Raw genomic sequence first — 13,140 nt, 5'->3', positions numbered from 1 at the left:
TTAGCCTAAAAACGGGAAGGATCCGCAATGATTGAATCGGATGCCAACCTGCCGCTTCGCAACCACGCTTCTCGATTCCCTCCGCCTCCTCCTTCACGGCTTTCCGCCGCTTCGGCTTCCGCGTATAGTCGGAGCAGGTGCATGATCCGTTGTTTGCCGAGCCATTCCAGCCGTTCGATCGCATCGCCGATCAGGCGCTCTCCTGCGGCTCGCAGGGCACCGAGGGTGGTTTGCTGGGATGAGAGGAGTCCGTTGATGCAGCTATGGTGGGCTTCTTCGAGGTCGGCTTCGCTTTCTAGGAGGTGGCGTAATCCTTGGCCCGTCCGGAGGGCGAATTCGCGCCATTGGTCGGGGAAGATGCTCTCCAGCGCGGTCCGCCAGCGGTCTCCCCATGGGCGATAGTCGTCGAGATCCGCCAAGGTGGCGACCGCCAGGACGCGGCCGAGGTCTTTGTTCGCACGCTTGAGGGTTCTGCCTCCGATGGGCGAACTCATGGTGGCGGCTCCGATGGCTGGGTGCTCGAGGAGATTCGCCAGTGCCATCATTTCCGGTCGGGCTCTCCGCAGGCCCAAGTCCGGGATGGTTTCCGGTTCGAAGGCGGCGATGGCGAGGAAGCGGAACGACGGCAATCCGAAGTAGCCTTCCCGAAGTTTCAAGGGTGTCCACGATTTGCCGGTTTCAGCCGGCGATTCCGGAACGGTCAGGAATTCGAGGAACCATGCGCCCTCGGAATCGGGATCCACAACCGGCGGATAGAGCCTGACGGCAGGAAGTTGGTCCGTCGGGGTGTTTTCATCGCCGGGTTCTTGGTGGTCGCCCTGCTTTCTACGCTGCCAGTCGGCATCAAGGAGTTCGTGGACGATTTTTGCCCGGCTTCCACCGCGATGCTGAACGGCTCCAGCACGCAATCGACATCCTTGGTGCGAACGCCCTTCGACGTGTCCGTGCCGAAGTAGGCATGGGCGGCGGCAAGGCTTCCGATGATGATGATGCGATGTCGGCAATTATCTGGAACGGCTGCGGCGACCTGACTCAGAACGGTGTGCGGGGAAAGCTGACTCATGAAGATGACGGGGAGAGGAGGTTGAGGAATTCCAGGGCCTGGGCTTCAAAATGGGCTTCCTGAAGATCGAGGAGGCATTCGGCTTCGTTGGCCCAGATGGTCCCGTCGTCTCCCTGCTTGGTGAAGGTTTCGGGGGTAAAGAGGCCGTGGATGACGAGGGCGGCGGGTTCGTCGCGCTTCGCGGGCCTTAGGGCGGGATCGAGTTTCCGGATGAAATCATGAGGAGGCGCAGCATCCGGCATCGGCCACTCCCGTTGCTGCGGCATCGCGAAATTGACCGTGAGGTCGAGCCGCGGCGTTCCGGCGATGTCGATACCCGGAACCCAATGCCGTGCGCCCAGCACCCCACCGACGGCGATGTCAGGGGTTTCCAATTCCCGTAAGCGCGCGAGCATCGCTTCGGGCGAACGGGGGCGGCCTTCCGTCGCGAAGCGACGCGTTTGACGAACGGTGTCGGCATCGACGAGCAGCTTCTTCCAGGCATTGATGGGAAAGCGCTTCAGGCCGACGGAGCGGTTGGGGCCGCGGGTCAGATAGTCCGAAAGCTTTTGAAGAGACGCCGCGACGGTCGGATAGCTGAACCCGGTTTCTTCGGTGAGCTGTTTGGTGGACACCGGAGCATCGCCCCTCAGCCAGTGGACAAGCAGCATCCGCAGCACGTCATAGAAGGCACCCGAACGGGCCTTGGGGAAAACCCTCTCCTCGTGCTGAAGAATCTCATGTGCCACAGGTCTCCAGTCCGTGAAATCATCGGGCAACTCGCCCGCGAGCCCGTCCAACCCAAAACCGGGGATTTCGCCGACGACCGCGATCCGGTCTTTGAGGCCGACGTCGAGAATGCGAGAGAACAGGTTCCATTCCTCGTGAACGCGATCCGCCGTGATACTCGGTTGGTCGAGGATGAGAATCGCATGGCGGTCCTGCTTTGATGCGGCGATGTGCGCCATCTGCAGCAAGACGTCCCGAAGGGTACGGACATCCTTCAGATTCCGTTTCACCTCGAAAATCCATGATCCCAGCACCGCGTCGGCCCGATAGCCGCCGGCGATTCCGTCGATGGATTGATCAAAACGAAGCTCGGACACGGAATAAAGTTGCGACTTTAATCTCCAAGTCGCAAGTCGAAATTAAAGTCGCGACTTCCTGACCTTCCGGCCATAGTCCTTCAGGATGAAGATGTTTCAATAGCGGCCACCTCCTCCAGCGCCTTCTCCGCCGCTTTCCGATGCGGCTCGGCTTCTTCGGCGAGGTCGGATTCGATGAGGAGTTTGGCGGCCTTCTCCTTTTTCGCGGCGAAGGCTTTGAGGTCAGCGATGCGTTGGAGTTGCTTGGGGGTGAGGGCTACCCGCGTGCTTGGGCAAAGATTGTCAATTTCAGCTCCTGAGCGTCAAAGAGTTCGTACACTGGCATTGGAGCGCCGAGCCTGGTTGCCTCCCGAAAGATGATTGGAACCCCTTCTCCACGGGCTTCCATGAAACGGCCCCGTCTGATCGGAGCGTCGGGCGTGTCGATTTCGAAGGTCAATCGGGCAAGCAGGCTTACCAGTGTTTCATTCCGGGTGTACTGCCGGTGCGGAATGGTTTCAATGGTGAGTGTATTGGGCAGCGCGCCCGGTGAGAAAATCTCGAGCCGATTCTGGAAGATAAAAAGCCGGATCTTGGCTCCAGCCATCGAATAGTCCCTGTGGACGACGGCATTCACAATTCCTTCGAACACCGCGCGTTCACTGAAAGACGGGCGTTCGACACGAGCCGGCTCCTTCGTCGCCGGCCTAAGCATCGCGCCGCAGACAAACTCAAACGCTTCCAAGATCTGGCGATCGATAGGGCCGACAATCCGCCGCGACGTCACTTGCTGGTCTGAGTCAAGTTCAGTGCCCGCATAATGAACGGCCTCGATGCATGCCCCGCTGTGAAGCCATTGATCAGGCCGCGTGGCGGCGATCAGCACGCCCGCCACGCTGCAGGCAAGGTTGCCGTCCATATCCGAACACATGAGCCCCATTTTTCTGAGAAGATCCACGGCCGGCTCCTCGGAATTCGACACAAAGCGATCCGTCAGCTTCTTTTCCAGTGTTTCGGGTGTCGTTCCGGGCACGGGTTGTTCGTCAAAAAGCACGAGGCGACTCTGGCTGCGCTGTTGCATGAGACGTTCCAGCGCTTGGGGCGACATCTCCCGTTTCGAACTGCTGATGCGTTCGAAGTACCCGCCTGGAGCCTTGTGAACGAAAAGGCTGCGCGGGACATCCACCCGAAGAAGAAGCCGGGAGGTTCCCAACGAATCTGGCAGCTCCAAGAACGAGACCGTGGCAGACAGCGCGGGTTCCAACGAATCGTTCAGCAAATTCCGAATCGTTAGTTCAGCTCCCTCCGCTTCCTCTTGGGTTAATCCGACAATCTCCCGTGACTTGTCATCGACGCCGATCACGAGAACCCCGCCTTTGGCGGAATTGGCGAAGGCTGCCAGTTCCTGAGCCAAGCTGCTCGGGTGTGGACTTGTAATCCCTCGGTTCGTCGCCGTGACGACTTTCAATTCCAAAAGGGAGTCTTCCGGCAAGCGGATCCGCTCGGCGAGCTCTTCGGGTGTGTCGAACATGGTAAAAAATCTACGAGACGATTCTCCTGAAGCGGCGTTCCAGAGCCTGGCGACCACCTTCCATGATTTCGCACACCGCCTTGCGAACGGCCGGCTCTTGAAGAGCTCCAGGCTCTGGGATCACAGCCAGACCTGCCTGCTCTTCGATGGGAATGATCAAGTCTGCGTTCCCGTTTACCAGGATGTTAGGATTGTGGGTAACGATCAGAAGTTGTCGGCGGAGCTTATTCGTTTGGATCTCCTTTACGATGAGATCGTAAATCAGGCGGTTGTCCAAATCGTCCTCCGGCTGGTCGAGCAAGATGGGTTCATCCCCGTAGGCCAGCAGGAAAGCAAGCACCGCGGCAGCCACCTGGCCGGGTGAGCCCTTTTCGAGATCCTTGAAGGATCCACCGCTTTCCTTGCGATAGCGAAGTTTCAGCAGGTCGGGTGGAAACCATGCCAAGAGCCGTGCCTTGTCTTCCGCCGTGCGCGCGGCCATATGAGTGGCAAATGGCGCACGGATTCGTACCGGCAGTTCTTCTCCCGAGTCCTGCCCTTCTTTTGCCACGTGCAGCAATTTGACCTTCAGGCGGTGAATTCGATCCATACGGTCATCGTCACCCGTTGCTCCCGACAGATATTCGCCGAAACTGTCGAACTCCTCGCGGGCAACGTTGCCATCGCGGGAAAGAATTGCCCTGAGATCCTGAATGCCCTGCGGAATGTCGCCGAACGTCACCAGTGAAGCGCGCAGATTCGAGTCCGAAGTAAAAAGACTTTCCAAGAAGTCATGGCGCTTTTGCGAAATGGCCGAACGCCGCTCCCGAAGCGTGCCGTAGCTGTTGTCGCGGTCGTCCTTCGATTTGCCGAGCAGCTCTTTCTTTGCGGTGATCCCGTCCAGTCGCTTTTTCAGCAACTGCTTGGCCTGAACCAGTTCCCCGTATTGCTCGGGTTTGGCCTGACCGGTTCCTTGCAGGCTTGTGATCAGCTCTTGATATGCCACTTCGCTGCGGGCGCGAAGAGCTTCCCATTCGGAAGCCTTGAGTTCTTCCTGCCATTGAGCAATGCGCTCTTTAAGAGAGCTAGCCATCTTGTGCAGGCTCTCAGCGTTTGCTTCCAGCAGCGACTTGATCTGTTTCGCCTTTTGCTCCAAGGAGATCTCCACCGATTCATCTCCCTTGGTTTCGTCCTCGGCTGGCATTCGGGATAAGCCGAGAGCCGGTATTCCCATTCGGGCTGCCAACTCTTCCACCTCGGAAGGCAACCGCTCGATAGCCTCTTCCCACCGATCCACCTCACCGCGTTGGCGGCGGCGGAGCGACAACTCGCGGAGAACCTGCTTGTGTCCGGCCTTTTCGAGAACCTCGATCTGCCGTTCGAGATCGGCCATCTTCGCCTTGATGGATTCCCACTCCCGCACTTCCCCGTCGAGTTGTTGGATATGAGTGGAAAGTTGGACGAATCCAGCAACAGCGTTTTCCCAGTCACGCCGCCAATCCGGACCATTCACCTCCGGAGTGGCGTCAATCTCCTCAAGAAGCGGGGCGGTATGTTCCTTGAACGCATAAAGCTGCTTCTGGCTGAAAATCCGTAGTGGAAACCGCTCGCTCCACACGCCTTGCTCGCTTACTTCGGCAAGGGAGTCGTCCGCATCAAGCGCGAAGAGGTCGAACGACTGGGACGATGCCTGCCACCTCATGCGGAACGTTTGCCCATGCTGGCGGTAATCCACCTCCACCGTCGGATTGAGGTTACCGTTTTCGGCGGTAATCTCCCGGATCAGATCGCGATAGTTTCTCGCGTAGTCCGATTCCTCCCGGGAAAACGCCGCTCCTCGTTTGGTCGCGGTGCGAACAAGTTCCAGAATGCTGGATTTGCCGGTTCCCCGACCACCGATGATCGCGTTGAAAGAAGGGTTCAACTTGATCACCTGAGGTGTTCGACGTCCGATAAATTTCGTGCCTGAAATGGCGATGCGTTCGATGAAATAAGGACTGTTTGGCCCCGGATCCGCTTCACCCTCCTTGAACTCTCTGACCGATGTTTCTCCATCGAACAATGCGACCCGCAAACCATCCAAGGTGGGGGACTGCATCCTGACCCAAGTCGTCCGTCGCCCGATTTCTTCCACGGCATGCGAGTCGGATCCGAATACCGTGGAGAAGCTTTTGTCTCCGAGACCGTAGTTGTGAAGATCCCAGTCCGCCGGCTTGGAGTAGTGGCATTCCAAGGCGAAGACCATCGAGTGACGGAGGGTCTTCTGTCGGGTATCGAACGGGACCGTCCCTTCCTTGAGCAGGCCCTTGCTTCCGTTCACATGCGCCGGAATGACGAGGCACGAAATGCCCTTGGATTGAAGCTCCTCGATGAACGAAACAATCGAAGCATCTGCTGCGGTTTGTGCACAGCCCTCGTTCCCGCGATAGCTGGCGACTTGAAGAATCCGGCTGACATCGGATGCTGGTGCGGAGGGATCGAGAATCACCAGTAGATGAACATTTTGGGAGGTGGTCACCTCGACGCCGGGAAACAGCGCGATCTCCCGAAATTCTTGAACATGCTGAGAGCGAAGGTTCGCCAACTCGGTCTTTAGCCCATCGATCCATCCTCCTCCGTTGTGGTCGCTGATGACCACGGCGTCGATTCCCACCTTCATGTGGGTCAACAACCACTCTTGCTGGGTGAGGTTGTTCTCTCCCTGATACGCATCCGTCGAAAAGGGCGTGTGGGTGTGAAAATCCACGCGCCACCATTTCGCTCCAGGCATTGAGTCATTGAAAGGAGACGGGCGGGGCATGACGAGAGGGTGATGAAGGCAAGAACTAAAGTCGAGTTCCGTCAGGAAGCGGATTCTCCCCTCTCAATCCCCGCGGCTTCCTCCAGCGCCTTCTCCGCCGCCTTCCGGTGCGGCTCGGCTTCTTCGGCGAGGTCGCTTTCGATGAGGAGTTTGGCGACCTTTTCCTTTTTCGCGGCGAAGGCTTTGAGGTCGGCGATGCGTTGGAGTTGTTCGGGGGTGAGGACGGGTCTTTTCGGCTCGGGCGGGGCGTCGCCGGTGAGGTGGCGGGTGGCGCGGGTGTTGAAGGTGATGAGGCCGGAGTCGGCGAGTTGCTGGAGGGCGGACCAGGTGGCGCGGTCGAGGATGTGGAGACGCGGAACACCACCGCGCCATTCGGTTTCGCGGTGGAGTTCCTCGACGGCAGCGGAGCGGGCAGGATCGCGCAGGACGGTGAGGAGGACCGGCTCGGCGTCACCGGGAAGCATGGCTTCCTGGCAGTGGATAAGGGCGTCGCCGAGGGCGTCCTGCGCGCGCTCGGCGAAGTGGAGGGCCGGATCGGCAGGCGGAGATTTCCTCGCGCCGGGTTTGCCGGAGGGAGGGGTGCCGAGGAATTGCCGGAGACGGGCGAGGTTGGCGTTGCGGCCGCGTTTGAGTTTTGTGCGGGAAAGCGATTCGTCGGAGCCGTCGAGAACCCCCTCGGCGAGGTTCATCTTGTTGGCGAGGGTGCCCAGCATCTGGTGCTCGAGGGTGTCCTCGGCGACGAGGTTGATCACGGTGACGGGGCGCGTCTGGTGTTTCCGCCACGCGCGGGCGATGCGCTGTTCGAGGCGCGCGGGGTTCCAGGGGAGGTCGCAGTTGATGACGACGCTGGCGTTCTGGAGGTTCAGGCCGACGCCGCCGGAGTCGGTGCTGAGGAAAAGGCGGCAGTTGGGGTCGTTGCGGAAGGCAAGGATTTCGCCGCGGCGCTTTTGCTGGGGCACGGAGCCGGTGTGCCAAGCGTAGCCGATGCCCTGCCGATCGGCGAGATCGCGCACCTTGCGGAGCATCCCCTCCCATTCGGAAAAGACGATGACTTTCACGTCCGGGTCTTCGAGCGCCTCGTCGAGGATGCGGGCCAGTTCGTCGAGCTTCGGGCAGTCCTGACAGTCGCGGTTTTTGATGACGGAGGGCGAGTCGCAGATCATGCGCATCATGCCGAGCAGGATCATCAACAGCTCGGATTCGTCCTTCGTCAGCGGGCGCTTGAGGGAACGCTGGACGAGCTGGGTGGCCTGTTGCTTGACCTCGTCGTACTCGGAGCGCATGGCGCGGGTGAGCTTGACGAAGTGGTTGCGGTCGGTGCGGTCGGGAAGCTCGGTTTCGACGTGGTGCTTGCGGCGGCGGAGCAGGACGGGGCGGACGCGCTCGCGGAGGGCGGCGAGGTTTTTGTAGTTCTCGGGCCGGCCTTTTTCGTCGAGCTGATAGAACGCGCGGTTGAAACGGAACAGCGGGCCGAGCAGGGAGGGATCGAGGAAATCGACGATGGAGTAGAGTTCGTCGATGCGGTTCTCGATGGGCGTGCCGGTGAGGACGAAGGCGTAGCGGGATTGCAGGCGTTTGACGGCCTGGGCGGTCTTGGTGGCCCAGTTCTTGATGCGCTGGGCTTCGTCGAGCACGACGATGTCCGGGCGCAGGTGCTCGTTGATGTCGAGGCTGTCGGAGACGACCTGCTCGTAGTTGACAATGGTGAAGAAGGGCGGATTACGGTCGGCGTAGTATTTCAGCCGGGCGGAGCGGGGGCCGAAGACGAGCTGGTGGGAAAGGGTGGTGAATTTGTTGATCTGCTCTTCCCACTCGGTCTTGAGCGAGGCGGGTGTGACGACGAGGACGCGCTGGGCTTTCCCGAGGTGGTGGAGCAGCGCGCAGGCGGCAACAGCCTGGATGGTTTTGCCAAGGCCCATTTCGTCGGCGAGCAGGGCGCGTTCGCCGAAGGCGAGGTGCAGCATGCCTTCGCGCTGGTAGGGATAGAGCGGATGGAGGGTGACGTGCTCGGGATGGCGACCTTCGACGACGCCGGTTTCGTAATCGCGCCGGAGCTGACGGCGCTCGATGGCCCGGCGGCGGTTTTCGAGGAAAGGTCCGACGTCCTGGGAAACGCGGATCTTTTCCGAGCGGCGGAGTCTCGGCAACACCGCCTCGGGGTCCGTGAGGATGCGTCCGTCGTCACCGAAGAGCGGCCGAAGGGCACCCGGCAGGGCGTCGAGATTGCGCTCGATGCGCAGGCCATCGCCGTCCGGAACGAGGTCGATGAAGGGCGAGCAGGATTTCTGCGCGACGCGGAAATCGCCTTTCCGGCGTCGCTTCAGCCAAAGGAGCGTGGCCTCGACGTGCTTGCAGGTGCCGAGGCCGGCGGTGCGGAAGTCGGGGCAGGTGCAGGAAAAAGCGCGGTCGGCGAGCCCGCGTATCTCGACCTGATAGGCCATCCCGCTGGGAGAGCTGACCTCGAAGGACGAAAACACCGGGTGGTCGTCGCGGAGGGAAACCACCGAGTGCTTTTCATCGCGGGCCCGCTGGACGCGGCGGAGGATTTCCTGTTCGTCGGTGCTGCGCCAGTCGCCTGCGGACGGAAGGGGAATGGCGTTCTTTTTCGCGCGGCGTTTCGAAGGCTTTTTCCTGGAGGGCATGGCGGAGGAAGAGTGCAGGGAGCGGTCCGGAAGGGAAAGGCCGGGCCGCGAAATCATGAGAGCCGGCTGGAAAACACCACAAGCCTCCGGGCGGCGCGAGTGCAGGCCATGTAGAGGAGGCGGGTGTGATCGGCGGCGAGCTCGGCGCGGGCGGCTTCGTCGAGGCGTGGGTCGCCTTCCTTTTCCAGCAGGATGTCGACGCCGAGCAGGAAAACGACGGCCGCTTCGAGGCCGGTCGCGGCCATGCAGGTGGAGACTTGGCAAAAGGGCGCGACGGGTTGCGGGTCACGGCTGTGGTTGAGGTCGGCGACGGCGTCGGGGCCGAGCTTGGCGCGCAGGGCGTTGACGAGGCCGCCGGTGGCGAAACTGTCGGCATGCAGGACGAGCACGGAGCCCGCGAGGTGCGGCGAGGTCTCCCGCAGGTCGTGGATTTCCCGGACCACGCGGGCGAGGGCATCGTGCGGGCTGGCCGCCGACAGAATAACGGGCGCTTCGCCTTCCTCGGGCACGGCGGCGAGGTCGGCGTCGGTCGGCGGGTCGAGGTCGGACGCGGCGTCCGGGTGGAGGGCGGCTCGGCGCGCGAGCAGGTCGCGGGCGAAACCGAGAATCGCGCGGGTCGAGCGGTAGGGCGTGCGCAGCCGACTGGCGCGACCGCGGACATCAATGCCGGCGGCCAGCCACGAGTCGCGGCGCTTGAGAAAGCCCTGGGTCGGGTCGGCGGCGAGGAAAAGCTGGCCTCCGGGATTCAGCGCGGCGAGCACGGGCTCGAACCAGACCTTGGCGAAGAACTGGGCTTCATCGATGAAGATGAAATCCTGCGCGCGCAGGCGTTCGGGATGCTCGCGGGCGAAGTCGCGGAACCGCAAGGCGACCTCGTGCCAGTCGCTTTCGCCACGCCGCGCGAGGTCGGCCCGGTATTTCTCCAGCAAGCTCCAGACCGCTTCCCTACGCGGGCCGGTGAGCGCCATCAGGCGGCCGCTGCGATCGAGCGCGAGGTACTCGTCCAGCGATCCGATACCGAGATCGCGCAGGTAGCCGATTTCCTCGGCGACGAAGGCGGGCGTGAGGTTGGTCGATACGCCATCCATGAGGGCGGCGAGCCGTTCACGGGTGACGGCGGCGGGGAGGATCCGCTGCGGCCAGTCGGGCAGATGTTTCCTCGCCCAGGCGAAAAAGCTGAGCGCCTGCATCCGCGAACCCTCGGGGGCCGTGGCGACGGCGCGGCGACGCAGCTCAGCATTGATCGGCCGGTTGTGCGTGAGCAGCAACAGCCGCGCCCCGCGGTTGAGCCGGGCGGCGAAGAGCGCACGGTGGAGAAGCACGAGCGACTTGCCGCAGCCGGCCGGACCGGTGACCAGCCGGGTGTCGAAACGCTCGGCGAGCCGGAGGTCCGCGTGCGGCAGGGCGATGTCCAGCTTGGCCAGCGTTTCCTGATCGAGATCGAGAAACGCGGGCGGCAGCGGTTCGTCGGCGAGCCTCGACGACAGCGGGATGCGGCGCACGGCGGCGCTGTCGTGGATGCGCGAACCGGCATCGAAGCGCTCGCGCAGGGTGAGCAACATGCTTTCGCTCAGCGGCGGCTCGGCGAGCGCTTCGAGATGACTTGCGAAGCGCTCCGGCGGCGTTTGTTTGAGACCGAGAAAACTCACGCCGCTGTCCTCCGAGCGCAGGCGTTCGATCTGATCGACGGTGGAGTTATCGACGTTCGGAAACACCACCAACCGTCTGACGGGCAGATCCGAAGCAAGACCGCCGAAAACCTCCGGGCGGCCGATTTCATCCAGATCCACCGCCTCGGCATCCGAGAAAAACGACGGACTCAGCGCGCGATCGGCCAGCTCCTGACTGGTCGCCGCCACGTGCAGCAGGAAGGCGTGTCGATCGCGCCAGACAATCAGGAACTGCGGCCCGTCCGCATCGAGGAGATGGCGCACGGTGAAATCATCGCCGAGCTTTTTCAGCAGCCGGAACATCCGCATCACCGGTGCTGGCGCGGCCGCGTGGGGCTTGGGAGGGATCAGGATGGCCATGATCTAACAAGCGTGGTGGCGGAGATGATCGATGAGCGAAACGAAGCACGACGCGCCGGCGTGCGGCTCCTCGGCGAGCGACTCGGCGGTTTCCACGAAGCCTTCGGAGGAAATGACGATCGTCTTCAAGCGGGCGCGGGTCATGGCGACGTTCCAGCGTTCGCCTTGAAAAAGGAAGTCGGCGCGCAGGCGGATGAAGCGCGGATCGGCGGCGGCGGTGGTGATGATGATCAGATCCCGCTCCTGTCCCTGATAGCGCTCGACGGTATCGACCGCCACCCTCTGCCGTAGGCCGGAAAGCGAGTCGATCCCCAGCAATTGCCGCACGCGTGCCGCCTGGACGCGGAAGGGCGTGATCACGCCGATGCGCTCCGGGTCCAGCCCGCAGCGGACGGCCTCGCGCACCAGATCGACCGCGAGCTGGGCCTCCTCGTCCGCGCGCACCGTGGCGCACCCATCACCGGGCAGCACCGCGAGGCACGCCGCGGGATCCGCTGCCAGCAGCGAATGGGCGGGCGGCGTGTGAAACACGAGCCGGCGGTCGTGGCGGCAAGTCAGGCGACCATAGTAGAAGGTCGCCGACGGCCACTCGGCGAGCGGTTCGTTGAGACGCCATGTTTCCTCCAGCAGCGTATCGAAGCCCCGCCCCTTCAACCGACCGAAAACCGACCTCAGTCGCGGCGGCGTGGCGTCATCGCCGAGCACCACCGGCGGAAGCTGGCAGTCATCGCCGAAGAACAACCAATGCTCGCCGCGCATCATCGCCATCGCCGCGAGGAGGGGCGTGAGCTGCGATGCCTCGTCGAGCAGCACGCTGTCGAAGCGCGCCTCGTGCAAGCCCGCGAAACGGCTCCACAACGCATGCGGCGTCGCTCCGACCACATGCGGCGCGTCGCTTTCCAGCAGTCCGCTCTCCGTATAGTCCTCGTGGCATTCGAAGGTGACCGGGGAAAACGGCGCCACTCCGATCTTCGCCACCCGAACCGTCGCCGGCAATTCGCGGCGGATGCCCTCCAGCGCGTGGTGGATCGCCCGGTGCGTCGGCCCCGTCACCAGCACCCGTTCGCCGCGCTCGATCAAGCGCCGCGCGACCTCGACCAGCACCCGCGTTTTCCCGGTCCCCGGCGGCCCTTGGACCAGGTGGGCATCCAGCGCCGCGACGCAACAGGCGATCGCTTCCTCCTGCGAGTCATGCCACTTCGGAGCAACCGAATCTGCGCTTTCCAGCTCATCCATGGCGTCTTCATAGACATCCGGATCGATGCTGCCCGACGTATCCCCCATCAACAGCGGTAGGATGCGGTCGCGGCCGTCAGCTGTCATCGCCAGCGCCTCGATGGCCTCGGCGAAACGCGGGCTGAGGTCATAGAAGTCAGGGTCGATCACCCAACCCTCACCGGCGGACGGAACTTCACCTTTCCAGAGATGGAGATGAATCCCTGCATGATCTTCGCCGCCGTGGATGAAATGCCCCGTCGGTGCATGGGGCGCATCCTGGCTGAGACAAACGAAGTCGCCCTCGCGCAGCGAACACTCGGCCATGGCGGCGGAGTCGTCGGCAGGCTGGAGGATCAACCGTTTCCCGGAAACCGAAACCACCCGCAACGGCCCGAGCGCATGCCCCTTCGCCACCCGCTCCGCCAACGGCGTGCGCCAGATTTCCTCCGTCGCCTGCCGCTGCAACCGCACCTCGCGCCGCATCTGCCGATCCAGGTCATCCAGCCAGCTTCGTTGTTGATCCGTCGTCTCGCTCAATGCGGCGGATGCTACGGGCTCGGGGGAGAAAGGGAATCCAGCAATCGCGTGAGTATGCCGCATCTGCGAAAACCCTTCCGGATCATCGTCCCCCACCCGGCACATCGGCAAGTAGCCCTTCTTTCCCGACTCACGTTTTTCCACAGCCGCGAATGCACATCGCCCCGGCAGCGGAATTGCGAGAGCAACAAAGCGATTTTGTCGGCAGGGGAACCTGGCACCTATCCCGGCAGATTATTGCGACTTCTTCGACAACAGCCTCCCTCGTGCATTAGC

At 62.4% G+C, this 13,140-nt stretch carries 8 protein-coding genes; all 8 read right to left on the bottom strand.

Features of this window, described 5'->3' with window-relative positions:
- Positions 1–5 precede the first annotated feature (5 nt).
- A complete protein-coding gene (locus ABXH26_RS02530; protein ID WP_353565458.1) occupies positions 6–656 on the bottom strand; it encodes a hypothetical protein in 651 nt (216 codons plus the stop codon).
- 44 nt (positions 657–700) lie between these two features.
- The gene (locus tag ABXH26_RS02525) at positions 701–1,063 is read right to left on the bottom strand and encodes a hypothetical protein (RefSeq protein WP_353565457.1); all 363 of its coding nucleotides are present in this window, start codon (positions 1,061–1,063) and stop codon (positions 701–703) included.
- Positions 1,060–2,148, bottom strand: a complete 1,089-nt coding sequence (locus ABXH26_RS02520) for a hypothetical protein (protein ID WP_353565456.1) — start codon at positions 2,146–2,148, stop codon at positions 1,060–1,062. The genes ABXH26_RS02525 and ABXH26_RS02520 overlap by 4 nt, the downstream gene beginning before the upstream one ends.
- A gap of 256 nt (positions 2,149–2,404) precedes the next feature.
- Complete coding sequence (locus tag ABXH26_RS02515; RefSeq protein ID WP_353565455.1) at positions 2,405–3,658, bottom strand: ATP-binding protein; 1,254 nt, start codon at positions 3,656–3,658, stop codon at positions 2,405–2,407.
- Positions 3,659–3,668: 10 nt separating this feature from the next.
- Complete coding sequence (locus ABXH26_RS02510; RefSeq protein ID WP_353565454.1) at positions 3,669–6,437, bottom strand: TrlF family AAA-like ATPase; 2,769 nt, start codon at positions 6,435–6,437, stop codon at positions 3,669–3,671.
- A 41-nt stretch (positions 6,438–6,478) separates the two neighbouring features.
- Positions 6,479–9,079, bottom strand: a complete 2,601-nt coding sequence (locus ABXH26_RS02505) for a DEAD/DEAH box helicase (RefSeq protein ID WP_353565453.1) — start codon at positions 9,077–9,079, stop codon at positions 6,479–6,481.
- A 53-nt stretch (positions 9,080–9,132) separates the two neighbouring features.
- Positions 9,133–11,109, bottom strand: coding sequence for a DEAD/DEAH box helicase (locus ABXH26_RS02500; RefSeq protein ID WP_353565452.1), 1,977 nt, complete (start codon positions 11,107–11,109; stop codon positions 9,133–9,135).
- A gap of 3 nt (positions 11,110–11,112) precedes the next feature.
- Positions 11,113–12,864: a DEAD/DEAH box helicase gene (locus tag ABXH26_RS02495; protein WP_353565451.1), complete on the bottom strand. Its 1,752-nt coding sequence runs from the start codon at positions 12,862–12,864 to the stop codon at positions 11,113–11,115.
- Between the last annotated feature and the right edge of the window lie 276 nt (positions 12,865–13,140).

It is taken from the genome of Haloferula sargassicola, from assembly GCF_040362925.1.
GTDB classification, from domain to species: Bacteria; Verrucomicrobiota; Verrucomicrobiia; order Verrucomicrobiales; family Akkermansiaceae; genus Haloferula; species Haloferula sargassicola.
Note: the sequence above shows the minus strand (reverse complement) of the source record. Positions and strands in the feature narration are given on the sequence as shown.

Coding starts and splice junctions, on each gene's coding strand:
- ABXH26_RS02525 (WP_353565457.1), bottom strand. CDS start 1,063: ATGAGTCAGCTTTCCCCGCACACCGTTCTGAGTCAGGTCGCCGCAGCC.
- ABXH26_RS02515 (WP_353565455.1), bottom strand. CDS start 3,658: ATGTTCGACACACCCGAAGAGCTCGCCGAGCGGATCCGCTTGCCGGAA.
- ABXH26_RS02510 (WP_353565454.1), bottom strand. CDS start 6,437: ATGCCCCGCCCGTCTCCTTTCAATGACTCAATGCCTGGAGCGAAATGG.
- ABXH26_RS02505 (WP_353565453.1), bottom strand. CDS start 9,079: ATGCCCTCCAGGAAAAAGCCTTCGAAACGCCGCGCGAAAAAGAACGCC.
- ABXH26_RS02500 (WP_353565452.1), bottom strand. CDS start 11,109: ATGGCCATCCTGATCCCTCCCAAGCCCCACGCGGCCGCGCCAGCACCG.